Source organism: Mesonia sp. K4-1 (assembly GCF_008017825.1).
Taxonomy (GTDB): Bacteria; Bacteroidota; Bacteroidia; order Flavobacteriales; family Flavobacteriaceae; genus Mesonia.
The window spans coordinates 128,051-153,236 of sequence record NZ_VRLS01000094.1 but is presented as its reverse complement, the minus strand read 5'-3'; the positions used below and the strand labels follow the sequence as shown (position 1 = coordinate 153,236).

General features: G+C 32.7%; 28 protein-coding genes and 2 tRNA genes. 16 read left to right on the top strand and 14 right to left on the bottom strand.

The features are described 5' to 3' along the window. The coding region (locus tag FT986_RS15660; RefSeq protein ID WP_255506005.1) for an Arm DNA-binding domain-containing protein at nt 1–338 on the bottom strand (338 nt) is incomplete at its 3' end. A gap of 253 nt (nt 339–591) precedes the next feature. Next, nucleotides 592–666, bottom strand: a tRNA-Pro gene (locus tag FT986_RS15655). A gap of 189 nt (nt 667–855) precedes the next feature. Between FT986_RS15655 and FT986_RS15650 the strand changes: the two genes are divergently transcribed. Next, the gene (locus tag FT986_RS15650; protein ID WP_147865838.1) at nt 856–2,082 is read left to right on the top strand and encodes a multidrug effflux MFS transporter; all 1,227 of its coding nucleotides are present in this window, start codon (nt 856–858) and stop codon (nt 2,080–2,082) included. A 59-nt stretch (nt 2,083–2,141) separates the two neighbouring features. Here FT986_RS15650 and FT986_RS15645 read toward each other — a convergent pair whose 3' ends face one another. After that, entirely contained in the window at nt 2,142–4,304 is a 2,163-nt protein-coding gene (locus tag FT986_RS15645; RefSeq protein WP_147865837.1) for a T9SS type A sorting domain-containing protein, read from the bottom strand. Nucleotides 4,305–4,419: 115 nt separating this feature from the next. Here FT986_RS15645 and FT986_RS15640 point away from each other — a divergent pair, with 115 nt between their 5' ends. Genes FT986_RS15640 through FT986_RS15625 form a run of 4 tightly spaced genes read left to right on the top strand, consistent with a single transcriptional unit; the run spans nt 4,420 to nt 7,483 of the window. Further along, the gene (locus FT986_RS15640) at nt 4,420–5,553 is read left to right on the top strand and encodes a PQQ-dependent sugar dehydrogenase (RefSeq protein ID WP_147865836.1); all 1,134 of its coding nucleotides are present in this window, start codon (nt 4,420–4,422) and stop codon (nt 5,551–5,553) included. Beyond that, a complete protein-coding gene (locus FT986_RS15635; protein WP_147865835.1) occupies nt 5,546–5,986 on the top strand; it encodes a cytochrome c in 441 nt (146 codons plus the stop codon). The genes FT986_RS15640 and FT986_RS15635 overlap by 8 nt, the downstream gene beginning before the upstream one ends. A 5-nt stretch (nt 5,987–5,991) precedes the next feature. Then, entirely contained in the window at nt 5,992–6,624 is a 633-nt protein-coding gene (locus tag FT986_RS15630; RefSeq protein ID WP_147865834.1) for a Crp/Fnr family transcriptional regulator, read from the top strand. 58 nt (nt 6,625–6,682) lie between these two features. Next, nucleotides 6,683–7,483, top strand: a complete 801-nt coding sequence (locus tag FT986_RS15625) for a sulfite exporter TauE/SafE family protein (RefSeq protein ID WP_147865833.1) — start codon at nt 6,683–6,685, stop codon at nt 7,481–7,483. Here the strand turns inward: FT986_RS15625 and FT986_RS15620 are convergent, their stop codons facing one another. Then, nucleotides 7,484–8,023, bottom strand: a complete 540-nt coding sequence (locus FT986_RS15620) for a DUF1697 domain-containing protein (protein ID WP_147865832.1) — start codon at nt 8,021–8,023, stop codon at nt 7,484–7,486. Between the two features lie 71 nt (nt 8,024–8,094). Here FT986_RS15620 and FT986_RS15615 point away from each other — a divergent pair, with 71 nt between their 5' ends. Beyond that, a complete protein-coding gene (locus FT986_RS15615) occupies nt 8,095–9,165 on the top strand; it encodes a DinB family protein (RefSeq protein ID WP_147865831.1) in 1,071 nt (356 codons plus the stop codon). Between the two features lie 56 nt (nt 9,166–9,221). Here FT986_RS15615 and FT986_RS15610 read toward each other — a convergent pair whose 3' ends face one another. From FT986_RS15610 to FT986_RS15590, 5 genes are read right to left on the bottom strand one after another with little or no spacing between them, the layout of a single operon-like run. Continuing rightward, nucleotides 9,222–9,806: a TlpA disulfide reductase family protein gene (locus tag FT986_RS15610; RefSeq protein WP_147865830.1), complete on the bottom strand. Its 585-nt coding sequence runs from the start codon at nt 9,804–9,806 to the stop codon at nt 9,222–9,224. Between the two features lies 1 nt (nt 9,807). Beyond that, nucleotides 9,808–11,451 carry a bifunctional UDP-sugar hydrolase/5'-nucleotidase gene (locus tag FT986_RS15605; RefSeq protein ID WP_147865829.1) on the bottom strand — a complete coding sequence of 548 codons (1,644 nt, stop codon included), beginning with the start codon at nt 11,449–11,451 and terminating at the stop codon, nt 9,808–9,810. Between the two features lie 9 nt (nt 11,452–11,460). Further along, complete coding sequence (locus FT986_RS15600; protein ID WP_147865828.1) at nt 11,461–11,880, bottom strand: sulfur reduction protein DsrE; 420 nt, start codon at nt 11,878–11,880, stop codon at nt 11,461–11,463. A 2-nt stretch (nt 11,881–11,882) separates the two neighbouring features. Beyond that, nucleotides 11,883–12,281: a DoxX family protein gene (locus FT986_RS15595; RefSeq protein WP_147865827.1), complete on the bottom strand. Its 399-nt coding sequence runs from the start codon at nt 12,279–12,281 to the stop codon at nt 11,883–11,885. Between the two features lie 42 nt (nt 12,282–12,323). Beyond that, entirely contained in the window at nt 12,324–12,677 is a 354-nt protein-coding gene (locus FT986_RS15590) for a hypothetical protein (RefSeq protein ID WP_147865826.1), read from the bottom strand. Between the two features lie 135 nt (nt 12,678–12,812). On the opposite strand from FT986_RS15590, the gene FT986_RS15585 reads away from it, so the two are divergent. Genes FT986_RS15585 through FT986_RS15570 form a run of 4 tightly spaced genes read left to right on the top strand, consistent with a single transcriptional unit; the run spans nt 12,813 to nt 16,052 of the window. Then, entirely contained in the window at nt 12,813–13,706 is an 894-nt protein-coding gene (locus FT986_RS15585; protein ID WP_147865825.1) for a sterol desaturase family protein, read from the top strand. 12 nt (nt 13,707–13,718) lie between these two features. Next, a complete protein-coding gene (locus FT986_RS15580; protein ID WP_147865824.1) occupies nt 13,719–15,056 on the top strand; it encodes a rhodanese-like domain-containing protein in 1,338 nt (445 codons plus the stop codon). A gap of 29 nt (nt 15,057–15,085) precedes the next feature. After that, nucleotides 15,086–15,637 (top strand): YeeE/YedE family protein, encoded by a 552-nt coding sequence (locus tag FT986_RS15575; protein ID WP_147865823.1) that lies wholly within the window; start codon nt 15,086–15,088, stop codon nt 15,635–15,637. A 1-nt stretch (nt 15,638) separates the two neighbouring features. Then, the gene (locus FT986_RS15570; RefSeq protein WP_147865822.1) at nt 15,639–16,052 is read left to right on the top strand and encodes a DUF6691 family protein; all 414 of its coding nucleotides are present in this window, start codon (nt 15,639–15,641) and stop codon (nt 16,050–16,052) included. 70 nt (nt 16,053–16,122) lie between these two features. Here FT986_RS15570 and FT986_RS15565 read toward each other — a convergent pair whose 3' ends face one another. Continuing rightward, on the bottom strand, nt 16,123–16,497 hold the full coding sequence (locus FT986_RS15565) for a hypothetical protein (protein WP_147865821.1): 375 nt from the start codon (nt 16,495–16,497) through the stop codon (nt 16,123–16,125). Nucleotides 16,498–16,661: 164 nt separating this feature from the next. Between FT986_RS15565 and FT986_RS15560 the strand changes: the two genes are divergently transcribed. The 4 genes from FT986_RS15560 (at nt 16,662) to FT986_RS15545 (ending at nt 20,852) form a co-directional block, all read left to right on the top strand. Further along, nucleotides 16,662–17,147 carry an acetyl-CoA carboxylase biotin carboxyl carrier protein subunit gene (locus tag FT986_RS15560; protein ID WP_147865820.1) on the top strand — a complete coding sequence of 162 codons (486 nt, stop codon included), beginning with the start codon at nt 16,662–16,664 and terminating at the stop codon, nt 17,145–17,147. 53 nt (nt 17,148–17,200) lie between these two features. Then, nucleotides 17,201–18,643, top strand: coding sequence for an acetyl-CoA carboxylase biotin carboxylase subunit (gene accC / locus FT986_RS15555; protein WP_147865840.1), 1,443 nt, complete (start codon nt 17,201–17,203; stop codon nt 18,641–18,643). Nucleotides 18,644–18,670: 27 nt separating this feature from the next. Then, nucleotides 18,671–20,212 (top strand): acyl-CoA carboxylase subunit beta, encoded by a 1,542-nt coding sequence (locus FT986_RS15550; protein WP_147865819.1) that lies wholly within the window; start codon nt 18,671–18,673, stop codon nt 20,210–20,212. Between the two features lie 199 nt (nt 20,213–20,411). Continuing rightward, nucleotides 20,412–20,852 carry a DUF4168 domain-containing protein gene (locus FT986_RS15545; RefSeq protein WP_147865818.1) on the top strand — a complete coding sequence of 147 codons (441 nt, stop codon included), beginning with the start codon at nt 20,412–20,414 and terminating at the stop codon, nt 20,850–20,852. A 141-nt stretch (nt 20,853–20,993) separates the two neighbouring features. Here the strand turns inward: FT986_RS15545 and FT986_RS15540 are convergent, their stop codons facing one another. From FT986_RS15540 to FT986_RS15530, 3 genes are read right to left on the bottom strand one after another with little or no spacing between them, the layout of a single operon-like run. Further along, entirely contained in the window at nt 20,994–21,515 is a 522-nt protein-coding gene (locus FT986_RS15540; protein ID WP_147865817.1) for a DUF3124 domain-containing protein, read from the bottom strand. A 13-nt stretch (nt 21,516–21,528) separates the two neighbouring features. Further along, nucleotides 21,529–22,611: a magnesium/cobalt transporter CorA gene (gene corA, locus FT986_RS15535; RefSeq protein ID WP_147865816.1), complete on the bottom strand. Its 1,083-nt coding sequence runs from the start codon at nt 22,609–22,611 to the stop codon at nt 21,529–21,531. A gap of 3 nt (nt 22,612–22,614) precedes the next feature. Then, nucleotides 22,615–23,025: a glyoxalase gene (locus FT986_RS15530; RefSeq protein ID WP_147865815.1), complete on the bottom strand. Its 411-nt coding sequence runs from the start codon at nt 23,023–23,025 to the stop codon at nt 22,615–22,617. Nucleotides 23,026–23,190: 165 nt separating this feature from the next. Between FT986_RS15530 and FT986_RS15525 the strand changes: the two genes are divergently transcribed. After that, complete coding sequence (locus FT986_RS15525; protein WP_147865814.1) at nt 23,191–24,543, top strand: NAD-dependent succinate-semialdehyde dehydrogenase; 1,353 nt, start codon at nt 23,191–23,193, stop codon at nt 24,541–24,543. 120 nt (nt 24,544–24,663) lie between these two features. After that, nucleotides 24,664–24,737 (top strand) — tRNA-Arg (locus tag FT986_RS15520). Nucleotides 24,738–24,809: 72 nt separating this feature from the next. Here the strand turns inward: FT986_RS15520 and FT986_RS15515 are convergent. Next, complete coding sequence (locus tag FT986_RS15515; protein ID WP_147865813.1) at nt 24,810–25,133, bottom strand: YbaB/EbfC family nucleoid-associated protein; 324 nt, start codon at nt 25,131–25,133, stop codon at nt 24,810–24,812. Nucleotides 25,134–25,186 lie beyond the last annotated feature (53 nt).

Here is a 25,186-nt window from a genome sequence, read left to right as displayed (position 1 = left end):
AGATCGGTTAAGGATTTGTGTTTTTGGTCCGTGCCCAAATACCGGGCTTTGACAAGTTGGGCAGTAATAATTTTATCTTCTTTGATTAATTCGTCATAAATGGAAAGCAATTTGGAATGGTTACCCTGAATCTTAGCATTAATAATTTTTGCCTCCTCGGAATTGCCTTTGTAGCGGTTTTTTACGGAATCCCATTTTTCTGACGGAATTGTTCTTTTTAAACTTAGTTCCAATGATCTGCCATTGACGGTTATCCTGGAATACAGGGCGGCTAATTGGGGTTGTTTTTTCTTTTTACGGATAAAAAATGATACGGAATAGGTTTGATTTGTACGCATTTGGTCTTTCTTTAATGAAACAATAGTTGCTGTACGAAAGTCAAACTATTACAAAATGCTCTAAATAAGTAATTTAAGATCGTAAAGATACAAAAAATGAACTCACGATTAACTCAGGCAATGACCAAAAAACTCACGATTTACTCACGTTTTGAATGAGATCATTTGCTTGAGTTTATAGTAAAAAAAAAGAGTAAATATATGATATTCATATAATTACTCTTGATTTGTGTTAAAACCTAGGTTTTAAAAGTCGGGATGAGAGGATTCGAACCTCCGCTCTCGCGCCCCCCAGACGCGCACTTTAACCGGACTAAGCTACATCCCGTAAATTTCACCTGCGAATATAATAAAATGGAAGTGTAATATATAACGCATAGTATTTTTTAAGCGATAATTATCTTTATTTACTAATGGAAATACATATAAAGTGAGTAGAAATTCGTCAGAATACTAATTAAATGTTAAATGAAATTTATAGGTATTGTAGCAATTACGATTGGTCGAAATTTGCAAAATGCAAGAAGATTTTACCGTTAGAGATCATAAACGAGAGAGAATAATCCTATTCGTATTAGGAACACTCATAGCCTTAGGGCCATTTTCTATAGATATGTATTTACCCAGTTTTGGGAGCATAGCTAAAGAATTTTCAATTAGCAAAACAGATGTAGGACTGTCATTAACTAGCTATTTTATAGGAATAGCACTGGGACAATTAATGTATGGTCCTATTATGGATAAATATGGTAGAAAAAAACCTTTGTTGTTTGGACTACTTATATATTTTTTGGCAGCCATAAGTTGTGCATACTCACCTACGCTAATGTGGTTAGTCATCTCTAGATTTTTTCTTGCGGTTGGGGCTTCTGCCGGGATGGTGGCTGCAAAAGCAGTAGTGAGAGATATTTTTCCACCAGAAGAAGTTGCTAGAGCAATTTCATTTCTCATGCTTATCATGGGAGGAGCACCAATTATAGCACCCACAATTGGAGGAATTGTGATCACCTATTTTACTTGGCATATCATTTTCATTATCCTATCTATATTTGCTCTCCTTATGTTTTTTAGTGTATTTAAATTCTTACCAGAAAGTATAGAGCCAGATAAAACGGTAGAGCTTAAACTAAGTAAGGTTATCAATAAATATTACGGAATATTTACTGATAAAATTTTCCTCACTTTTTCTTTAGCAGGTAGTTTTACTATAGGAGCTTTATTTGCCTATATTTCAAATGCACCTATACTTTTTATGGATAACTTCAATTTATCTGAAACTGAATTTGGTTGGCTATTTGGACTAAATGCAGCAGGACTTATTGTCGGTTCTCAACTAAACCGACTTGTTTTAAAGAAAAACTCTACATTTAAAGTAACGAAAATCATAAGTGTAGCTTTGATAGGTTTATCGATTTTCCTTATTTTAAATAGTTTATGGTGGAATGATTTTTATCTAACAATTATAAATCTATTCTTTATTCTCTTTCTTCTCGGTTTCCAAAACCCAAATACAACGGCCTTATCATTATACCCATTTACTAAAAGAGCAGGTAGAGCTTCGGCTTTAGTGGGAAGTTTAAAAATGGCGTTAGGAGCTATAGCTTCATTTATTATAAGTAGTCTAAATACTAAAAGTATGCTTCCTATGGCTATAGTTATTTTTTCTTGTCTACTTATAAGTAGCTTTTTAATTTTTAGATTTCAAGTGAAAGAGAAAAGAGCTTTGATTACAATCGGTAGATAAAAAAAGCCTCGCAATTTTGCGAAGCTTTTTTTATTTAAAAATTAATGACTAGAAAAACTTTAGTTTTTAATAATCTGTTTAGTAGCATGGGAAGTTAAAGAAGAAACCTTAATAAAATACACTCCGCTAGAAAGCTTACTTAAATCAAGTTGAGCTTCTTTAGACTCTATACTTTTTAAAGATTTCACTAATCTACCTGTAGTATCATAAACACCTACTTCATTGATATTCTCTTCTGCAGAAATCTGAACTTTAGCAGAAGTAGGATTTGGATATATACTGAATAAATTTGATTCATAATTAGTTGTAGATAAATTACTACAAGAAAAAGAAGCAGTCCAACCACCTTGGGTTACTCCTGCATCAGAAACAAATTTCACTGTAATTGCACCAGAAGGGTGAGTAGATACAAAAGGACCTCCAACATTACTCCCAGAGATTAAATTAGCATTTGTAAAAATAGGATCATCTGTACTGTCTCCATCATAGATGGTCATAAAATCATAACCTGATTCTAAATCAAATTGAGAGAATGTCATGGTATACGCCTTCCCTGCAGGAGGAGTAAAAGTTTTCACTAAATATTCATTATTGCTATAAAAACCATTTGCGCCTCCTGTGTCTGTAAACACATCTCCATTACAATAATCACCATCGGTTAAAAAGATCCTTTTAGTGCTAGTATTAAATGAACCTCCATTATTACAGATATTTTTAATTTCAAAAACGTAATATGAATTAGGTTGTAATTGTGTCAAATTAATTGATTTAGTAGTGGTGCTAATCCAAGTATTGCTGAAAGAATTATTTGGATAAACTCTATATTCCCATTGGCTAGAATAATTATCTATAATATTAACCGTTGCTGAATTTTGGGTCATATTACTAAAAGTAGCATCATACACACTGGCAATACAAGAAGAAGTAGTACAGTTAGATCCTAGACAAGACTTAGAATCTACTGTATTTTGTATTCTTGTGGCAGGTTGAGAACCAAATCCGTTAAGGAAATTAATTCCAACTCCAGATACTAAATGGCAATAGCTCATGATGGTACCACCATTAGTTGGTAAAGCAGCATTACATCCTTCTCCGTTTCCGGAGTTTGGTCCGCAGCCATCAATAGCGGTATTGTTCCCATTCCAAGAACAAGCGTGAGTATGCGGAGATCCTAAAGCGTGTCCCATTTCGTGTGTCATTGCCATAATAGTCCAAGAATAGGTAGGTACATCTTCATAAAATTGGTCAATACCAGAATACGCAAATCTATTTTGTGTACATAAAGAATTTAGATAAGCAACAGATGTGGTTGTTGGGTAGTTTACTAAATGCGCTAAATCTCCATTAAAACCTGTTCTTGTGTTAGCGAAGTAAGAAAGGTTACCAGAATAACCGAATTGATAAGGATCTTGATTGGTCCAAATCATAACTTCGCTTAAAGCAGTTTGTATATTATCGTTAGAGTACAAAGTAGCGATGTTGTTATGTATGGCCGTTAACCAGTTTAAGGTTTGTGTAGTATCACTATTGTTATTTGTATAAGGAGCATAAGCAATTTCATAATAAACTCTTACACAATTAGTAGTATTAGTTGATCTTGCCTCTAAACTATCCTCATAAGCTTTTTCAGAATTTTGATTTTCCTTTATTTCATCTATCCCACATTCAAAAGGATTTTCTTTCGTTAAATTATTATCTGCATAGGTAATGAAGTGGTTAGAACCTTTTATTTTTCCTAACACAATATTTCCAAGATCTAATGAAGTAGTAACTCCCATCACATCATTACTAAAAAAACTAAAACCAACTAAAGAGTTAGGGTTGTTGGCTATTGCACCTTGGTAATAAGCCCCTAAATCATAATTAATTAAATTTTTCTTTTCATCAAATGCTTTAAAATCTTCTGTAAATACGTTAGTTTTTAAAAGTTGAACCTTAACTTCTTGCTGTTGATAGAAGAAAGAAACCTCAATTGCTTTTGGCTTTTCTGAAATTAACTTTTGTAACTGATTATTATCAAGTTTTAAAACTGTGGCATCAGTGGCAAGCGTAGAGAGTTTTTCCAAATCTTCGCTATTTTCTATTTTTGAAAAAAGTTGAAATGATACAAACTCACCATCATTTTGCTTATAAGTTTCTATTTTCTGAGGAATAGGTTTTATGTCTTGTCCAAAAAATGAAAAACAAGAGAAAATACTTAATAAGAATAAAATTTTCTTCATAATTTATTTATTATTTTTTTGCAATTATAACGAATCTTAACGGTTAATTTACGTTTCTATTAATATAATTAGGCGTTTATTAATTATCTATTTAAATTTAAAGCAAAAGTAAGTTATGAAAAATATATTCATTCTATCGATAATTTTATCCTTTACACTTGTTTCATGCGGACAAATACAAAAGGCAGAAAACAATAAAAAAATACAAAACCCTACTAACAAATATGATTATGAAATTGTTGTAAGTGATTTAGAAAACCCCTGGGGCTTTGTATTCTTACCCGATGATTCTATGTTAATTAACGAGAAAAAAGGAGATTTGGTTTTAGTAAAAAATGATAAAAAAAATCTTATTAAGAATATGCCAGCGGTCTATAATAGAGGACAAGGAGGGCTTTTAGACATTGCTTTGCATCCCAATTACAAGAATAACGGATGGATTTATTTTACCTATGCTTCCGCGGAAGGAGAAGGTGATGGAGGCAATACTGCATTAATGAGAGCTAAACTAGAAAATGAAAGTTTAGTGCAAAAAGAATTACTTTATAAAGCTACACCTAATACTACTAGAGGTCAGCATTTTGGAAGTCGAATCGTCTTTGATGAAGAAAACAATGTGTATTTTTCTATTGGTGAGCGAGGAAATAGAGACGAAAATCCACAAGATATAACTCTAGATGGGGGTAAGGTTTACCGACTAAAAGAGGATGGTAGCATCCCGACCGATAATCCATTTTATGCTTCCGCGGAAGCGAAAAAAGCCATTTATAGTTACGGACATAGAAATCCGCAAGGAATGGAGGTTCACCCACAAACCAAAGAAATTTGGTTGCACGAACACGGCCCTATGGGAGGTGATGAAGTAAATGTGGTTAAAAAAGGGGCGAATTATGGTTGGCCAGTAATTACTTATGGAAAAAATTACAGCGGTATACCTATTACCGATAAAACCGCTCAAGTAGGGATGGAGCAACCTATTCATTATTGGGTGCCAAGTATTGCTCCCAGCGGAATGGCTTTTGTAACATCCAATAAATATCCCAAATTAAAAGGCGGTCTTTTAGTAGGCTCTTTAAAATTTCAATATCTAGAATTCTTAAAATTAGACGGAAAAAAAATAGTAGAAAGAACTAAATTATTAGAAAATATAGGACGAGTTAGAAGTATAAATCAAGCAGAAGATGGTTATATTTACATTGGCGTAGAAAATCTAGGAATCGTAAAATTAAACCCCTTAAAGAATGATTAAATATTGCTGTATAATCCTTATCGGAATTTTATTAATAGGCTGTAAAGAAAATTCAGAGAAGAAAGAAGAGTCTTATGTAGTTTCTTCAGATTCAAAGATTAAAAAAACTGCTCAGCATCAAAAAGGAAAAGAAATTTACAATCAATTTTGTGCACAGTGTCATTTACCTACGGGAAAAGGAATCCCAAAAATTTATCCGCCGCTAAGAGGTTCTAATTGGTTAACCGAAAAAAGAAAAGAAAGTATACACGCCGTAAAGTATGGGTTAAGTGGTGAGATTACTGTAAATGGTAAAACTTACGAGAATATAATGACACCTTTAGGATTAAGTGATGAAGAAGTGGTAGAGGTGATGAATTACATCATGAATGCTTGGGAGAATAAACAAGACCAAAAAGTTACTTTAGAAGAGGTGAAAGCAGTGAAAAAGTAAAGTTCATGAAAGAAATTATCACTCAAAAATTTTCAGGATTATTCCAACCTGAGCTTTTAAATGAAATAGAAAAAGATGCTATTATAAAAAATGTAGTAGCAGGGGAGGAGCTTATTCAAAAGGGAGATTATATACGATCGATGCCCTTAATCTTAAATGGAGTCATTAAGATTTTGCGTGAAGACGAAAATGGAGATGAACTTTTACTTTATTTTATTGAAGAAGGAGAAACCTGTGCCATGACTCTTACGTGCTGTTTAGGAATTAATAAAAGTGAAATTAAAGCTACAGCAGAAACCGATGCTCAACTCTTAATGATTCCCGTTCAAAAAATGGAAGAATGGGCTTCTAAATACAAAAGCTGGCGAAATTATGTTTTTGAGAGTTATCACACTCGTCTTATGGAAGCTTTAAACTCTATCGATAAAATAGCGTTTTCTAACCTAGATGATAGGCTTATAGATTATCTAAAAGATAAACAAAAGTTTGCGCAAGCCAGCGATTTAAAAATAACCCATCAAGAAATAGCTAAAGATTTAAATTCTTCAAGAGTAGTTATTTCACGATTATTAAAGAAATTAGAAAATCAAAACCAAATAGAAATTCATAGAAATCAAATAAAAATTCTCACTGTGTAACCCACATTACTTAAATCAAATTTATAATTTGATAGTTTTGTTTTAAAATTAAAAAACATTGATAGAAATTTTAGGTTACATAGGTGCGTTAATTATCGGTATTGTTTTAGGACTTACGGGTGGAGGTGGTTCTATTCTTACTGTGCCAGTCTTTGTTTACTTATTAGGAATAGAGCCTGTTTTAGCGACAGGGTATTCTTTATTTGTTGTGGGAATTTCATCTCTATTTGGAGCTATCAAAAATCTTCAAAAAGGACTAGTAAACTTTAAAACCTCTCTATTTTTTGCTATTCCAGCCGCTATAATGGTTTTCTCTACCCGAAAGTTTATTATTCCTGCTATACCAGAGGTTATTTTCAGTAACGCTAGTTTTTTGCTGACAAAAGACATTGCTATTATGGTATTTTTTTCAATTTTAATGCTAGCAGCGTCTTTCTCTATGATTTTAGATAAAAAGCGTAGAGTTCTTCAAAAAGAGATTACAAAATCTAAAACAATAAACTATTTTCCTCTTGTAAGTTTAGGTGCTTTGGTAGGAATAATTACTGGTTTAGTTGGCGCTGGTGGCGGATTTATAATTGTACCCATTCTTATTTTCTTAGCAAAACTTCCTATAAAACAAGCGGTAGCAACATCTTTATTTGTAATAGCTATTAATTCTTTGGTAGGATTTGCAGGAGACGCTCTATACATGCCGATAAATTGGTCTTTTTTATTGTCTTTTTCAGCATTTGCTATTGTGGGAATATTTGTGGGGATTTATTTAAATAAATTTATTGACGGTGCTAAACTTAAAAAAGGATTCGGAGGGTTGGTACTTGTCATGGGAATTTATATTTTCTGGAAAGAATTGTGGTAATTAATCTCTCAACTTTTTACCTATTCTTACTATAGTATTCCAATTGCGAGTGGTAAGTGATTTATTAAAGTGTCTATCCATATTTTCCATAGCTTTTGTAGTTTTACCCTTAGTGTTATTTAGAACTGAATAGATTTCACGAGAATTAATCTTTATTATTTTAAAAGATTCAGTTTCTAAATCTTTTAAATTTATTTTTTTAGGCAGAGGGTCAAATACAAAGCTAACATATAACTTTAAATCTTTGTTTAAACTAACAGATAGGAAAGGGTTATGCTCTAAAATTGTTATTATCTCATTTTTGGTTTTAACCAAGGTAGGAATCGAAAAACCAAATTTCTCTTCTAACATACAGCTTAATTGCTGCTGAATTTCTTCCGCGGAAGCTTCATCACCATCAAAAATAATATTGCCAGAATTTAATAAAGTGGTTACATTTTTATAGTTATTTTTTTCTAATAAACATTTTAGATCCTTCATAGGCACTTTATGGTGTCCGCCTACATTTATTCCTCTAAGAAAAGCTACATACGTTTTCATAATTTTTTTTGGTATTTAAAGTTAAAATTTTATCACGATATTTGGTCATTCACAAGCTATATAAATAAATCATGAAAGTTTTAAAGTTTATTGGAGTTCTAATTATTTTAATTATTGGTTTTTTCTTGATTGCAGGTTTAATAATGCCAAAAGAATTTAGTAACCGCGAAGATGTTATTATTAATAAACCTCAAGAGCAAGTGTTTAATTATGTAAAACATTTAAAAAATCAAAATAATTATGGCACTTGGAATTTAATGGATCCCGAAATTAAACAAACCTACGAAGGAGAAGATGCAGCTGTAGGATTTACTGTTTTTTGGGAAAGTGATGACTGGCAAGTAGGAAAAGGAAATCAAAAAATAATGGCTATAGAGGTAGGTAAGAGTATGACTACCGAAATTGCAATAGACGATTATGGTGAACCAATGACTGCCAAAATAAGTACAGAATCTATTGGAAAAAGTAAAACCAAAGTGACTTGGCAAAATGAAGGAGTAATGAACTATCCTTTTAATACCATTAATTTATTTATAGATATGGGAGATGATTTTGAAGAAGGATTAGAGAACCTAAAAGAAATTTTAGAAGCTCAAGAAACTATTGTGTATGATAATGAATTGAACCATCTTATTACTAAATATGAAAAAAGTGGAGAAAACCTTTTCCAGACTATAAAAGACTTAAGCGAAAAACAATTAAAATTTAAAAGCACCGATTCTACTTGGTCAATAGGTCAATGTGCCGATCATATAATTAAGACAGAAATAGCATTAACCAAGATGCTTACCAATGCCTTAACGGAAGCAAAACAAACCTCTAGAGATTCCATCCAGTTAACTGATATGGAAGTAGTAGAATACATTACTAACAGAGAGCAAAAAGCAAAAGCTCCAAAAACAATTGAGGGAGAAAATACTTATGAAAGAGCACAGAGTATTTTGGAAGATTTTAATGCAAATAGAGAAGTATTTGAAGGTCTTATAGAAAATTATAGCAGTGAAAAACTACGGAAGCAAGTAGTGCAATCCCCTGCAGGATTTGTAGATGCCTACCAATTTTTACTATTTACAAACGGACATACTCAACGTCATATTGCTCAAATAGAAGAAATAAAAACTCACGTAGATTTTCCTCAATAACCCAATCTAGATTTAAAAAGAAAAGCTGCTTGAACAACTCAAGCAGCTTTTCTTTTTTATTGTTTTTTCAATTCGTTTAAAAAAGAAATAAATTTATCTGAATTATAATTAGCCATTCCCATATGTTCGTAAACTATATTTCCAGATTTATCTAATACAAACGTAGCAGGAATACTATTACTTCTCAAATCATTAGGGAGTGAAGTTTGACTTTGAAAAATATCAAAACCAAAAGATTTCTTTTCTAAAAAATCCTTAGCCTTCCCAAAATCTTTATCCTGGCTTATCATAAGAAAAACTATTTCCTTATCATTTTTAAACTTTTCATGTAATTGATTAATACTAGGCATTTCTGCAATACACGGCGGACACCAAGTAGCCCAAAAATTAATAAAAACTATTTTATCTTCAAACTCTGAAAGTTGAACCATTTCTTCTCTTTGGTCTTTTAAAGTTAATTGATAAGGTTCATTCTTTTTTAAAGTCTTGTGATTTTCCTCGATTGTAGGATTTACTAAACCAATTTCAATAACTCCACGCTGAATAAACCCAAAAACTTCTGCTCTTAAATCGGTAGAAAAGATAACAGCAATAAGAGCCACCCAAAAAAGGATATTGAAAATAAATTTAATTTTTTTCATCTTACTTAAATTTATATTTTGTGTTAGGTACTGTAGAGAACGAATGTACACCTAAATCATCACAATAAGATCTTTTTTCTAGTTTTGGTGAAACGGGAGAAAATTTAACTAAATAATCTTCTACTGCATTGTGAATAGTATAATCTTTAACCTCTACATCTTCCACATTAGACATTCGGCACAGATTATGAATAGGATCTCCAGGACGTACACAAGCCGAGATACTATACATTTTATCATCTTGAATTGGCTGGCCTCCGACTTTAATCCAATTGATTTTTTTTCCTTTTTCTGCATTAAGTTTAAAATCTACTTGCATCCCTGCAAATCTTACGAGCCAGCCTCCAAACCGTTCGGTGGCATTTTCTGCGAAAGCATTATGAATCTCTTTTTCTAGCCACTCTTTAATTTGTGTTCCACTTGCTTTTCCTGTTTTTATTTTCTCATTAACAGGTAACCAGTTCCAAAGATTAGCTTTGGTAATAGGAGCTGGTTTTCCATCTATAGGAACAACAGGGTTTCCAAACCTAAAGCCATTAGAAATTGCGATGTCTACGCCGGTTTTCCATTTAGCTGCATTGGTAATCATATTATCTAAAGGATTTTCAACGGTTAAATACCTAAATAGAGGAACGTTGGTATAGCCTATGATTTCCTCCATTTCTTCTTTGTATGGAGCTTTAGCTTTTGTGATTAATTCATTTATTTTAGGATCTGCATTATATTTCTCGGGGTCAACGTCAATGAGTTCATATTCATCAAGAACAATTTCACCGTCCACTATGTATAAATTTAGTTTCCCAACAAAAGAACCAAAAGCACCAGGTTCTGTTACTTTAGCAAATTTCCCTTCAATAGGGGTTCTCAATCGTTCGTGGGTATCGTTTCCTAAAATATAATCAACCTCTTTAGATACGGGATTGTTGGCTAATTCTACTTGCTTAAATATCCCAAAGTGGGTGACCAAAAATAAAACGTCTACTTTTTCTTTAGATTTTAATTGCTGAATTTGCTCTTTTAAGGTCTCATCTAACCCTGAAAATTCTATTCCTTTACTAAATTCTGGATTTTGCCTTATCGGAACATCAGGATCATTCACGCCAATGAATCCTAGTTTTACTCCGTCAATTTCTTTAATCCAATGAGAAGGAAAAAGATTTTTATGATTTTCTTGATGATACATATTTTGTGCAATTACAGGAGTTTCGTAATTATTTAAAATAGATAACATCTGATTTTTACCGTATACGACTTCCCAATTGCCAGGGATGAGTACATCATAATTCATGTGTTTGATAATTTCTGGTAAAACCGCTCCTTTAGAAAGTGCAGTATAACCACTGCCTTGTATTAAATCACCTCCATCTACGATAATCGTATTTCCTGGATTTTTCGCTCGTTCTTCCTCAAATAGCGTTTTAATATGTGCTAAACCTCCACGATTTTTAAATACAATTTTCCCGTTCTCCCAAAAAAGTTCGGGGTGAGTATCTAATTGACCATGAATATCGGCAGTTTGTAAAACACTAATCTTTACGGTATCTTTTTTATTTGCAGTATGATCATCTTTTTTTAAAGCTATTTCTTCACAAGAAAAAAAGAATACTGAAATTATTGATATGAATATTATATTTAGTGGTCTCATAATTTTTTTTTAAAGTTCAATACTTAAATAACCTTCTTTTTGTTTTTTAAAATTGTAAAGAATTCCATTTTTTACAACTTGTAAATCTTCAGGTAGTTTATTTTGATTTACTTTAAACTTTTCTAAACTAAATCCACAAGCAAAAATTTCTACACCCAATTGTTTAGCTTGATCTAAAAAGGGTTGAATTTTAGTATGATCTTCTAAATCTTTTACGGTTTTCCCGCAAATTACTACTTCATAATGACCAAATGCTGGCGGAGCTTCATCTCGTAGCTCTTTGGCAGTGATTAAAATGGGTTTTAATTGAGGTATTTTTCGCGTAAGTACAATATAATCTTGTTTTATACTGATATTACTTTTTTCTTGTGCAGTAAGATTAGTGATACTTAATAGTAATATTAAACTGCTTATAATAAATGTTCTCATGATTATTTGTGTTTATATTGAATATTGTTGGTAATGAAAAATAGTAGTCCGCCCATAATAGCTAGGTTTTTAAACAACGGACCTAATGTGGACATTTGTCCCATTTGGATTGTGATTGTAATAGGAATTAATATTAGCAAAAGAATACTAGCAGCAATTTTAGTTTTATAACCCATCATTAAACTAAACCCAGCAAAAAGCATTACTACTCCAGAAATAATAACCAACCATTTTGGATCTCCAAAAAAGTAAGCTACATCTTTTAAACGAGCAGTGTTAAGACGATTTACGGTTTTATCTAAATGAATAAGATGATTAAAACCTGCTACTAAAAATATTCCGCTAAGCATAATTCTAAGTACTTGAATGGAGCGCAAACTCACCAATACTTGATCAGCCATAATTTTTATGTAAATGAATAATTTCTAATAGATCTAAAGAAATTATACGAGCTTGGGAGGTGGTAATTGTAATTCTTTAAAAAGAACTAAAATTTGAGGATGCTGGTAAGCATATTCTTTCATTTGCTTTTCTTGAAACCATATCTCTTGATATGGAGATGTCAACTGAAAGTTTTGTTGGCAGGTAAAGCTAAAAACTAGTAAGCTGTGGTCTTTACTAGCAGATAAATTTAATTCTTTAGAAGATGATTTGGCATTCTTTTTCTTACAATATGGGTTAGTGAATGTTATCGCATCTGTATTATCCCATAAACTAAAAGCTTTAGCTTCTACCAATAGTAATTTGCTGCAAAATATGATGCATAAAATAATCGCTATGTAAGTTTTCAACTTCATCAACCACAAAATAACATATAAGAATTAGACTTTTTAGTAACAAAGGTCACATAATAAGAAAATTTCTTCAATGTAACTCGAGTTACTTATATAAGTAAAGATATTGTGTATTTTTGTTCTGTAATCGATATGATAATGCTAGAGAAATATTTAAAAATAATTGAAGAGTCCTTTTCGGGGTATTTTAACTATTTGGTTAGTGAAATTGCCAATCCGTCGTGGACTAATTATTTTTATTGGTTAGTAGGTTTATCCTTACTGGTATGGCTGCTAGAAATTTTTATTCCTTGGCGAAAAAATCAAGCTATATTTAGAAAGGGGTTTTGGTTAGACAGTTTCTATATCATATTTAATTTTTTCCTTTTTTCTTTAGTGGGTTATAATGCACTCTCTAATGTAGGAGTAGAATTATTCAATGACTTTTTAGGCCTTTTCGGAATTAAAAATATTGTAGCCATAGAGGTAAAAGATTTTGCAGTTTGGGCACAATTGCTTATTATGTTCTTTATAGCCGATTTTATACAATGGAATGTTCATCGCCAACTGCATAAAAAACCTTGGTTGTGGAAATTTCATAAAGTGCACCATAGCGTCAAAGAAATGGGGTTTGCCGCACAATTTCGCTTCCATTTTATGGAAACTATTGTTTATAAAACAGTACAATATATTCCACTAGCTATGATCGGTTTTGGAATAGAACAATTTTTTGTAGTTCATATGTTTTCGGTATTTATAGGTCATTTAAATCATGCTAATTTAGGCTGGAGCTATGGTTGGTTGGGATATATTTTAAACAATCCAAAAATGCACATTTGGCATCACTCAAAAGAATTACCTAAAGAGCATCCTTACGGTATGAACTACGGATTGAGTTTAAGTATATGGGATTATATATTTGGTACAGCATATATTCCTAAAAATGGAAAAAATATAGAACTTGGCTTTCACGGCGACGAAAATTTTCCTAAAAGTTTTCAAGAACAATTAGCGTACCCATTTAAAAAAACACAAAAAACAACACAGAAATAAAAATCTTATACAATGAAAGTAAAGCAATTTAACGATAGAGCATTAGCGCATTACTCATACGCAATAGTTTCAGAAGACCATATGGCAATTATAGATCCGTCTAGAAATCCTCAGCAATATTACGCTTACGCGGAAGAGGAAGACGCAAAAATTGTGGCAGTTATAGAAACGCATCCTCATGCAGACTTTATAAGTAGTCACTTACAGATCCATAGAGAAACAGGAGCAACTATTTATGCTAGTAAACTGCTAGGAGCAGAATATCCTCATACTACTTTTGATGACGGAGATAATATTTCTTTAGGGAACGTACAATTATCTGCAATCAACTCTCCAGGACATTCACCAGATAGCATTTGTATTTTAGCAGATGATGATAAAGAAAAAATGCTTTTTACGGGAGATACTATTTTCATAGGAAATGTAGGAAGACCAGATTTAAGAGAGAAAGCAGGAAATATGCAGGCTAAACGAGAAGAGCTGGCGAAATCTATGTACCACACGATAAACAATAAATTTAATCATTTACCAAACGAAACGGTAATTTATCCAGCCCACGGAGCAGGTTCACTTTGCGGAAAAAACATGAGCGACGCTTCTTCTTCAACATTAGGACAAGAACGCATGAGTAATTGGGCTTTTCAAGAACAAACAGAAGAAGATTTTGTCAATGAAATTTTGAAAGATCAACCTATGATACCGCATTACTTTGGGTTTGATGTAGATACTAATAAAGCGGGAGCAGTCAATTTTGAAAGAAGTATTGGAGAAGCCCCGAGATTAGTCAATCGTTCTCAAGTAGTCAATCAAATTATTGTAGTTGATACTCGTGCTATTGATGAGTTTAAAGCGGGACATTTACCAAATAGTATTAACATTGAAGCTATACGAGATGCACAGAAACTAGAAACTTGGTTGGGAGCTATTGTAAGGCCAGAAGAACCTTTTTATTTAGTGGTAGATTCTGTAAAAAACTTCGATAAATATTTGGGAAGAATTGCTAAAATAGGATACGAAAGACAACTCCGAGGAATTCTTACTTTAGAGCATAGGTTATTAAAAACCTCTTCCACAATATCTGGGGAAGAATTAAAAGAAAACGAGGCTAATTATACCATCGTCGATATAAGAAACCAACCCGAGGTTGAGGACAATAAGCCTTTTGAAAGTTCAATTAACATCCCATTACATGAATTAAGAGAAAGAGCTCAAGAAGTACCTACAGATAAACCTGTAGTTGTGCATTGTGCCGCAGGATATAGAAGTGCTGCAGGAAGTAGCATTTTAGAGTTGAAATTACCTCAGGTAGAAGTATTAGACTTGAGTAATGATATTAAAGCGTTTTTATAATGCTTAACCTTATTTAAAACAAATATAATATGAATTGGATATATGAGCCCTGGCCTTGGTATGTGGGAGGACCCGCTATTGCCTTTATTATGCTATTACTTTTAATTATAGGAAAACAGTTTGGAATGTCATCCAACCTAAGAACTATGTGTTCTATAGGAGGAGCAGAAAAGTGGAGTGACTTTTTCAATTGGGACTGGAAAGCACAACGATGGAATTTGGTTGTGATGTTTGGAGCAGCTATTGGAGGTTACTTATCTTATAATTTTTTATCGACTAATGTGGTCGATATTAATGATGCTTTAATTCCTCAGTTGGAAGCTTACGGAATTTTCTCAGCAGACCAAACCTACATGCCCACAGAGATTTTTGCACTTGAGAGTTTAAACCTTAAAACAATAAGCATTCTTATTCTTGGCGGAATATTAGTAGGATTTGGGGCTCGATACGCAGGCGGTTGTACCTCAGGACACGGTATTTCCGGTTTAAGCAATCTTCAGTTACCATCTCTAATAGCCATTGTAGGCTTCTTTATAGGTGGCTTAATTATGGTACATTTATTTTACCCCTTAATTTTTTAATATGAAAACATTAGTTTACTTACTTATCGGAATTATTTTCGGGATTGTTATGTACAAATCTGAAGCAGCTTCTTGGTTTAGAATTTATGAGATGTTTCAATTTGGATCATTTCACATGTACGGTATTATGGGTTCTGCAGTCATTATAGGTATGATAGGAGTGCAGTGGCTTAAAAAGAAAAAGGTAAAAGCTTTAGACGGAACTAATCTTTCATTAACTCCTAAAGATAAAGGTGTAAAACGCTATCTATTTGGCGGTATTATTTTTGGTTTAGGATGGGGATTGGTAGGTGCTTGTCCGGGACCTATGTACACTTTAGTAGGAGCAGGTTTCGTCTCAATTTTCCTAATTCTTTTAGGAGCAATTATAGGAACTTTTTTATATGGTTTGTTAAAAGGAAAATTACCTCATTAAATATTGAGTACTCTAACACAAAAAGCCCAGAAATTCTGGGCTTTTTGTTTATCTAAAATTAATTATTTTTTTATTTATTTAAAGGGGCCCCAACTGGAATGCCACATTCGTGACCTGGCTCTCCGTGGGGAGGATTGGTATTTTCTGTTTTTCTAGCCTGTTGCTGGACAGGATTTCCATTTACTTGAATCTGTTGTTGTTGATTTGCAGGTTTGCTGTTTAAAGGAGCTCCAACAGGAATATCGCATCTGTGACCAGTTTCACCATGAGGTGGGTTAGGAGCGTCGTTTTCAAGTGTTGTATTATCTTTTTGTGATGCAGCTTCCTTTTTTTGTTCTGGTTGTATTTCTTCAGGATTAGCCTTATCGTCTTTACAAGAAAGTGTAAGCGTACCTAATGCTATTAGAATAACAAACGAAAATAATTTTGTGTTTTTTAAAGTCATTTTTAGGGTTTTTCAAGTTTTGCTAAAGTTACGATAAATTGAAGTATGAAGATGTTAATGTTCAAAACATGCCTTCTAATCAATTAAAATAAAGTCAAGCAACTCAAAAACTTTCATTTTTTATATATTTACCCAGCAATCATTATTATAGATCAACTATTACTATGGATAAAAATTATCGTGTAAACGTAAACGAAGATATTGAACTAAACTTCACCTTAGATGACATTCAAAATCTTGATGTACAAGAAATTTCCGAAAATAAATATCATGTTTTAAAAAATCATCGATCCTTTAAAACAGAAATTATTGATAAAGACTTTTTAAAGCGCCATTACACTGTAAAAATTAATGGCAATACTTATCAAATTGACATAGCAACAGAACTTGATTTGTTAATCGAAGAAATGGGACTGTCACTTGGTAATGCACAGATGGTAAATGATATCAAAGCTCCTATGCCAGGCCTTATCTTAGAAGTAAATGTAAAAGAGGGTGATGAGGTAAAAGAAGGAGATTATTTGTTGGTTTTAGAAGCGATGAAGATGGAAAATACCTTAACTGCGCCAAGAGACGGAGTGGTAAAATCTATTTCTATCACCAATGGAGAGACCGTAGAAAAAAATCAATTACTTATTGAAATGGAATAATTTTGCAAAGCCAATCGCTTTCGCGGAAATAAACGAAATTTAAGAACAAGATGATTAAAAAAATATTAGTAGCCAATAGAGGTGAAATTGCTATAAGAGTAATGCAGACAGCCCAAAAAATGGGAATAAAAACAGTAGCAGTTTTCTCTGAAGCCGATAGAAATTCACCCCACGTAAAATTTGCAGATGAAGCCGTGTGCATAGGGCCTGCTCCATCCAATGAATCTTACTTAAAAACTGATACCATAATAAATGTAGCAAAAGAATTAAGCGTAGATGCGATTCATCCTGGTTATGGGTTTCTAAGTGAAAATGCAGCCTTTGCAGAAGAAGTGGAAAATAACAACATTATCTTCATTGGTCCTAAATCTAAAGCTATTAAAGTAATGGGAAGTAAGCTAGCAGCAAAAGATGCTGTAAAAGCTTATGATATTCCTATGGTTCCAGGTATTGATGAAGCCATTACCGACCCTAATAAAGCGAAAGAAATTGCTAAAGAAATTGGTTTCCCTATCCTTATTAAAGCTTCAGCAGGAGGCGGAGGAAAAGGGATGCGAGTGGTGGAGCAAGAGACCGAACTCGAGGACCAGATGAAAAGAGCGATTAGTGAAGCAGAATCTGCTTTTGGTGATGGTTCTGTATTTATCGAAAAATATGTAGGTTCTCCTCGTCATATAGAAATTCAAGTTTTAGCCGATACCTACGGTAACGTAATCCACTTAGTAGAAAGAGAATGTAGTGTACAACGTCGTCACCAAAAAGTGGTAGAAGAAGCTCCATCTGTGGTATTAACTCCATCAATTCGAGAAAAAATGGGAGAAGCTGCAGTAAAAGTGGCAAAAGCTTGTGATTATGTGGGAGCAGGAACCGTAGAGTTCTTGTTAGATGAGCAAAAGAATTTTTACTTTTTAGAGATGAATACACGTTTACAAGTAGAACATCCAGTTACTGAATTAGTGACAGGAATCGACCTTGTTGAACAACAAATTCGTGTAGCTAGAGGAGAAACTTTATCATTTCAGCAAAAAGATATTAATATTAACGGCCATGCTGTAGAACTGAGAGTTTATGCAGAAAACCCATTGGATAATTTCTTACCAAGTGTAGGTACTTTAGAAAGATATAGACTTCCGAAAGGAGAAAATATAAGAGTTGATAATGGGTTTGAAGAGGGAATGGAAGTCCCTATCTATTACGATCCCATGCTAGCTAAGCTTATCACTTATGGAAATACTAGAGAAGAAGCTATACAATTAATGATCGAAGCCATTGCAAATTATGAAGTAGAAGGAGTAATGACTACTTTGCCTTTTGGAAAATTTGTGATGGAACATGAAGCTTTTAGAACGGGTGATTTTGATACTCACTTTGTCAAAAATTATTACGCACCAGAAAAATTAGAAGAACAAACTAAAGAAGAAGCTCAATTAGCTGCGCTTATCGCTTTAAAGCAATATTTAAAAGACGAAAAGCAAGTTAGATTACCCAACGCATAAATTCAGTCGAAAAGAGAATACAAAAGTATGAGTCAAAATATAGAAAAATTAAACGAAAAAATTGCTCTAGCGCATTTAGGTGGAGGGGAGAAGCGTATTGCAAAGCAACATGAAAAGAAAAAACTCACCGCTAGAGAACGTGTAGAATACTTATTGGATGAAGGTTCTTTTGAAGAAATCGGTATTTTGGTTACGCACCGTACTACCGATTTTGGTATGGAAAAGCAACAATATTATGGCGATGGAGTTATCACAGGTTACGGAACTATACACGGAAAGTTGGTTTATATCTTTGCACAAGATTTCACCGTCTTTGGAGGAGCTTTATCTGAAACTCACGCAGAAAAGATATGTAAAGTTATGGATCTAGCTGTAAAAGTTGGCGCTCCTATGATAGGTTTAAACGATTCTGGAGGTGCACGTATTCAAGAAGGGGTACGCTCTTTAGGTGGTTATGCCGATATTTTTCATCGCAATGTAAAAGCTTCTGGTGTCATTCCTCAAATTTCCGCTATTATGGGACCTTGTGCAGGTGGAGCCGTATATTCTCCCGCTATGACAGATTTTACACTAATGGTTCAAGATACAAGTTATATGTTTGTAACGGGGCCTAATGTTGTAAAAACAGTTACCAATGAAGAAGTTACTTCAGAAGAGTTAGGAGGTGCAAGTACGCATTCTACTAAATCTGGTGTTACTCATATTACCTCTTTTAATGATATTGCTTGTTTAGAAGATATCAAAAAGCTAATAAGTTATATGCCTCAAAGCAATAAGGAGAAGCCAGCTAAACTTCCCTATGAATTGGGGGATGAAGTTAGAGAGAAATTAGATACCTTAATCCCAGATAGTTCTAATAAACCTTATGATATGCACGAGGTTATTGGTGGTATTATTGATGAAGATTCTTTCTATGAGATTCATAAAGATTATGCAGAAAATATAATCGTGGGTTTTGCTCGCTTAGGCGGAAGAAGTATTGGAGTAGTGGCCAATCAGCCTATGAGTTTAGCAGGAGTTTTAGATGTAGATTCTTCAAAAAAAGCAGCTAGGTTTACTCGTTATTGTGATTGTTTTAATATTCCATTATTAGTCTTAGTAGATGTGCCAGGTTTCTTGCCAGGAACCGATCAAGAATGGAACGGAATTATCCTTCACGGAGCTAAACTTTTATACGCTTTAAGTGAAGCTACAGTGCCAAAAGTAACAGTAATTACACGTAAAGCATACGGTGGAGCTTACGATGTAATGAATTCAAAGCATATTGGAGCCGATCTAAACTTTGCTTGGCCAACTGCAGAGATTGCAGTTATGGGAGCAAAAGGAGCTAGTGAAATAATTTTTAGAAAAGAAATTAAAGAAGCCGACGATTCTGAACAGAAATTAGCCGAGAAAGAAGCAGAATATGCTGAGTTATTCGCCAATCCATTTGAAGCAGCAAAGCGAGGCTTTATTGATGAAGTGATTATGCCTAGAGATACGAGAAGAAAACTTCTAAAAGCGTTTAGCATGCTTGAAAATAAAGAAGTGTTAAGACCTAATCGTAAGCATGGCAACATTCCTTTATAACGAAGTAGGATATTTGGTATTGTAATTGTTCTATATACGATAATAGAGTAGTAAATATTAAAATTTTCTATCCTTCTGTTAATAATTTGACAAAAAAATAGCTTTAACTAGTGATTTTTGGGATAGAAGAATATTTATGCTTAGTATTGAATTTTTAAAACGAACTATAAAAAACGTATTAATGTTAAAATTAAATCACATGAAAAATTTCGTCCTTGCATTAACCTTATTATTTAGTGCAGTAACCTTTGCACAAACAGAAGTGAGTGATGCAGACTTAAATAAATTTGCAAATGCATACAAAGCAGTGCAAATGGAAAATCAAGAAGTACAGCAAGAAATGATCGATATGATTAAGAAAGAAGGTTTAGAAATAAATCGTTTTCAATCTATTCAGCAGGCTTCAGTAAATCCAGAGCAAAAAGTAGAAGCTACCGAGGTAGAGATGAAAAGTTATAAAACTGCAGTAAGCAAAATCGAAAAAATGCAACCACAATTGCAAAAAGAAATGTCTCAAATTATTCAGGAAAATGGTTTAACATTAGATCGTTACCAAGAAATAGGAGCAGCACTTCAATCAGATCAAGCTTTACAACAAAAGCTTCAAACGATGATGATGAAGGAACAGACTAAAGGATAATATTTAAATCCTTTACTAAAAAAGCATCAGAATTATTTTTCTGATGCTTTTTTATATTAAAATTTTATTATCGTTGTCAACTTTAGACTATAAAAGAATATGTAATATAATTCTTAAGAAGTAAAAGTTTAACGAGAGATTTTATTGAATCTTTTGTCCCTGTGTGGTAAACGATAGCCCTTGCTGACTTGTAGTGGAAATCATAACGCCTTCAAATAAAGGCTCTGGAGAATTTTTGGGAATAAACCATTCAAAAATAAAATTACCTCCTGTGCCTCCCAAATCATCTTTTTCATTAATTACAATCTCAATAGTTTCCATTGGCTTTAAATACACTGTTCTATTTATATAAGAACTTACCATTTTTCCTTCCGTAGAGTAATGATCTGCTTTACTTATAAAAAGAGTATCTTTTAAACTCGTATTCCTCATGCTAACCGTAGCCGTAAGATTATGTTTTTTATGTTCAGATAGACTGTAAATTTGAGAGTATAGAGATAAATAAGTAATTCCAGTATTCATTAAAGAATCTGTGAGAGGTTGGCTACTAATTCTTTCTTGCCACTCAAAAGATTTTACTTCACTTTCATTTTGTTCTTGTTTGCAAGAAAAAAAAAGGAATATGACTCCTATGTACCATAAAGCAATTGCACTATTTTTCATAAATGAATATTAGTTAAAGCCATTTTTTTCTTTTAAAATACCAAAGTAGCCCAAAGAAAACAATTAACATAGCGGCCCACAGGTAAAAATAACCATATTTTAACTGAAGCTCTGGAATATATTCAAAATTCATCCCATAAATTCCAGCCATAAAAGTTAACGGAATGAAAATACTTGCCATAATTGTAAGCACTTTCATCACTTCGTTCATTTTATTACTTATAGTGGTCATATACATATCCATTAAGCCCCAAGTCATTTCGCGATAGATCTCAATATTTTCAGAAACCTGAATAATATGATCGTATAAATCTCTTAAATAATGATTCGTTTTCTCGTGGATTAATGGATGCTCTCCTTTTTCTAAACGATTTATTACTTCCCTTAACGGATATATAGCGCGTCTAATACGTATAATTTCCTTTTTTAAATCTTGGATATCTTGAGTTATAGTTTCTTCGGGATCATCAAGAAAAAGACTATCTTCTAATTCTTCAATTTTATCACCCATGGTTTCAATAATGATAAAATAATTATCAATTATAGCATCTATAAAGGTGTAAGTGAGGTAATCTGGCCCAGAATTTCTAATTCGTCCTTTCGCATTTTTTATACGATCTCGAACTCCATCAAATACATCTCCATCTGCCTCTTGAAAAGTGAGTACATACTTTTCTCCTAGAACGATACTCATATGTTCTTTAATCAATTCTCCATCTTCAGCATAGTACAGCATTTTAAGAACCATAAAGATATATGTATCATACTCATCAATTTTTGGGCGCTGTTGTGTATTTACTATATCTTCTAGAATTAAAGGATGTAATCCATAAAACTTTCCAAGTTGTTCAATTTCTTCAGTAGCATTAAGGCCATTGACATTTACCCATGTAATATCTTCCGAATCTCTATATTGAAAAACTTCATTAATATTATTGGTATGTTTAACCTCATGCTTCTCTTTATTATAGTCAATAATCTCTAAAGAAGTTGACGTATTTTCTTTACTACCTACATAGATAACCTGTCCAGGAACTTGATTAACAGATGTGTTTTTAACCTTTACCGGTTTATTCTTTTTCTTTTTTCTTCTCATAATTTATGCAACGGAAGGCGTAGGTTCTAATAATTGAATACTATCTATCACTCGCTTTTTTACTAAGTTCATCATGCGTTTGTTTAAAGCTGAAGAGTTTTGAGTGTACAATTCATATTCTTCAATCGTAAATTGACCAATGATAATGCCTTTTAAACTGTTTCTAAATTTAATATCTTTTTGAATAGCGTTTTCTATATAAGCTATTCTTTTTTCTAAAGATATTTGATAAAAAACGTTTTTATGTTTTCTAATGTAATTTTTGAAAACCTCAACTATTAAATAATGCTGTAATTTAATCACAGGGCGCAAAGTTTTATTTTGAAAACTCTCATTAAATGAAACACTGTTATGAAGTTGAATACCTTCAATAATAGGTCTTACCTCTAATAAACCTAAATCTCGCTGACTCATAATTAATCGATTTTTATTAAAATTACAAATCAAACTCTTTTTATATGTTAAATTCCTAATAGGTTATTCACTATTTGTCCACAAAATGAATAGTTAAAGTAGTCTTAATAAAATAGCCATCTATGACACTATTCTTAATTTTATAGGCAAAGAATATATTAAATTATGATTAAGTCTATCAATCCATATACTAACGAAATCATTGAAAAATTTAAACAAGATTCAAAGAGTAGCGTTAATAAAAAAGTAAAATTAGCCGATAAAACTTTTCAAACTTGGAGTAGAACCAATTTTGAGAGAAAAAAGACTTTAATGCTTCAGTTAGCTAAGGAATTAAAGCAAAATAAAAAGGATTATGCATTAGCTATCACTCGAGAAATGGGTAAACCCATAACTCAGGCAATCGCAGAAATAGAAAAATGTGCTTGGGTGTGTGAATATTACGCAAACAATGCAAAATCTCAATTACAGTCACAAGAAATAAAAACAGATGCATCAAAATCATATGTAAGATTTGATCCACTAGGAGTAATATTTGCAGTAATGCCTTGGAATTACCCTTTTTGGCAAGTTTTTAGATTTGCTGTACCTTCATTAATGGCAGGAAATGTTTGTTTACTCAAACATTCTAGTAATGTTATGCGTAGTGCAGAAAACATACAACAAGCATTTAAAAATGCAGGTTTTCCTGAAGGTTGCTTTCAAAACTTAATTATTAAAAGTAGTAAAGTTGAAGATGTAATTAGAAATAAAAGAGTAAAAGCAGTTACTCTTACCGGTAGTAAACCTGCAGGAAGTTCGGTTGCTTCTATTGCTGCAGAAGAAATAAAAAAATCTGTATTAGAGTTAGGAGGTAGTAATGCATTAGTGGTATTTGAAGATGCCGATATTGATAAAACTATAAAAGCTTGTGTACAAGCAAGATTTCAAAACACAGGTCAAAGTTGCATTGCAGGTAAGAGATTATTAATTCACGAATCAATTTACCTAAAGTTTATAGAGAGTTTTATAACCGAAGTAAGAGAACTTAAAAGCGGAAACCCAGAAGAAGAGGATACCTATATTGGTGTAATGGCGACAGAAGAATTGGCTAAAGAACTAGAAGAGCAATTAAAATCTTCCATAGATAAAGGAGCCAAAGTGATACTAGGAGGGAAGCGAAACAAAGCATATTTTGAGCCTACTGTAGTTATAAATGTAAATAAAAAATCTCCAATTTTTGAAGAAGAAACTTTTGGTCCAGTTATGGCGGTAACTTCTTTTAAAACAGATATGGAGGCATTAGATTTAGTGAATCGTTCAAAATTCGGGTTAGGAGTATCTATCTTTACGGAAGATTTAGAACGTGCCAAAGCAATGATCCCGCAAATTGAAGACGGAGCTGTGTTTATTAACGAATTAGTAAAAAGCGATCCTCGTTTGCCTTTCGGCGGAACAAAAGAGTCAGGTTTTGGTCGAGAATTGTCTTCTTTCGGAATTCATGAATTTATAAATAAAAAAACTGTTTATATTAAATAAGTATTTCTGACTGATTATTAGTAGGTTAAAATTAAAAACAAATATTTATTAAAATTAACACATTCAAAAGCTTGATTTTTTTAAAACTATTAATATATTTGCACCGCCTTAGGGCATAAGGGTCGCATAGCTCAGCTGGATAGAGCACCTGCCTTCTAAGCAGGCGGTCCCAGGTTCGAATCCTGGTGCGATCACTTATTAATAACAAAAAAAACCCCTTGATTTTCAAGGGGTTTTTTTTGTTATTAATAAGATAAAATTAAATTTTATTTAAAAGCATCCATCCCAGGTATACTTGGCATCCCTTCTTTAGCTACAGCTCCCAGCTCTGCTTCGTGAACATCGGTAGCTTTTTTTATAGCTTTATTTAAGGTAAGCACTAAATAATCTTCCAATTGCTCCTTGTCCTGCAAAAGTTCATCCGCCACTTCTATAGCTTTAATTTCTCTATTAGCAGTTAGCGTAACTTTAAGTAAGTCGTCGCTAGATTTTTCTTCTAGAGTAACTGTATCTAATCTTTTTTTGGTTTCTTCAACTTTGGCTTGGGTTTCTTTAATTTTATTCATCATACCCATCATATCTCCAAACATATTCTTTATATTTTTTGTGAATTGCAAATTTATTAAAATAAGTGATTTTTAAA

Excerpts from the sequence above, each read along its gene's own strand:
- FT986_RS15525 (WP_147865814.1), top strand. The coding sequence starts at position 23,191 with ATGATTAAGTCTATCAATCCATATACTAACGAAATCATTGAAAAATTT.
- FT986_RS15580 (WP_147865824.1), top strand. The coding sequence starts at position 13,719 with ATGAAAGTAAAGCAATTTAACGATAGAGCATTAGCGCATTACTCATAC.
- FT986_RS15600 (WP_147865828.1), bottom strand. The coding sequence starts at position 11,880 with ATGAGAACATTTATTATAAGCAGTTTAATATTACTATTAAGTATCACT.
- FT986_RS15630 (WP_147865834.1), top strand. The coding sequence starts at position 5,992 with ATGAAAGAAATTATCACTCAAAAATTTTCAGGATTATTCCAACCTGAG.
- FT986_RS15650 (WP_147865838.1), top strand. The coding sequence starts at position 856 with ATGCAAGAAGATTTTACCGTTAGAGATCATAAACGAGAGAGAATAATC.
- corA (WP_147865816.1), bottom strand. The coding sequence starts at position 22,611 with ATGAGAAGAAAAAAGAAAAAGAATAAACCGGTAAAGGTTAAAAACACA.
- FT986_RS15515 (WP_147865813.1), bottom strand. The coding sequence starts at position 25,133 with ATGTTTGGAGATATGATGGGTATGATGAATAAAATTAAAGAAACCCAA.
- FT986_RS15640 (WP_147865836.1), top strand. The coding sequence starts at position 4,420 with ATGAAAAATATATTCATTCTATCGATAATTTTATCCTTTACACTTGTT.
- FT986_RS15550 (WP_147865819.1), top strand. The coding sequence starts at position 18,671 with ATGAGTCAAAATATAGAAAAATTAAACGAAAAAATTGCTCTAGCGCAT.
- FT986_RS15610 (WP_147865830.1), bottom strand. The coding sequence starts at position 9,806 with ATGAAAAAAATTAAATTTATTTTCAATATCCTTTTTTGGGTGGCTCTT.
- FT986_RS15635 (WP_147865835.1), top strand. The coding sequence starts at position 5,546 with ATGATTAAATATTGCTGTATAATCCTTATCGGAATTTTATTAATAGGC.
- FT986_RS15565 (WP_147865821.1), bottom strand. The coding sequence starts at position 16,497 with ATGACTTTAAAAAACACAAAATTATTTTCGTTTGTTATTCTAATAGCA.
- FT986_RS15540 (WP_147865817.1), bottom strand. The coding sequence starts at position 21,515 with ATGAAAAATAGTGCAATTGCTTTATGGTACATAGGAGTCATATTCCTT.
- FT986_RS15545 (WP_147865818.1), top strand. The coding sequence starts at position 20,412 with ATGAAAAATTTCGTCCTTGCATTAACCTTATTATTTAGTGCAGTAACC.
- FT986_RS15575 (WP_147865823.1), top strand. The coding sequence starts at position 15,086 with ATGAATTGGATATATGAGCCCTGGCCTTGGTATGTGGGAGGACCCGCT.
- FT986_RS15530 (WP_147865815.1), bottom strand. The coding sequence starts at position 23,025 with ATGAGTCAGCGAGATTTAGGTTTATTAGAGGTAAGACCTATTATTGAA.
- FT986_RS15570 (WP_147865822.1), top strand. The coding sequence starts at position 15,639 with ATGAAAACATTAGTTTACTTACTTATCGGAATTATTTTCGGGATTGTT.
- FT986_RS15615 (WP_147865831.1), top strand. The coding sequence starts at position 8,095 with ATGAAAGTTTTAAAGTTTATTGGAGTTCTAATTATTTTAATTATTGGT.
- FT986_RS15620 (WP_147865832.1), bottom strand. The coding sequence starts at position 8,023 with ATGAAAACGTATGTAGCTTTTCTTAGAGGAATAAATGTAGGCGGACAC.
- FT986_RS15590 (WP_147865826.1), bottom strand. The coding sequence starts at position 12,677 with ATGAAGTTGAAAACTTACATAGCGATTATTTTATGCATCATATTTTGC.
- FT986_RS15560 (WP_147865820.1), top strand. The coding sequence starts at position 16,662 with ATGGATAAAAATTATCGTGTAAACGTAAACGAAGATATTGAACTAAAC.
- FT986_RS15645 (WP_147865837.1), bottom strand. The coding sequence starts at position 4,304 with ATGAAGAAAATTTTATTCTTATTAAGTATTTTCTCTTGTTTTTCATTT.
- FT986_RS15595 (WP_147865827.1), bottom strand. The coding sequence starts at position 12,281 with ATGGCTGATCAAGTATTGGTGAGTTTGCGCTCCATTCAAGTACTTAGA.
- FT986_RS15605 (WP_147865829.1), bottom strand. The coding sequence starts at position 11,451 with ATGAGACCACTAAATATAATATTCATATCAATAATTTCAGTATTCTTT.
- FT986_RS15585 (WP_147865825.1), top strand. The coding sequence starts at position 12,813 with ATGCTAGAGAAATATTTAAAAATAATTGAAGAGTCCTTTTCGGGGTAT.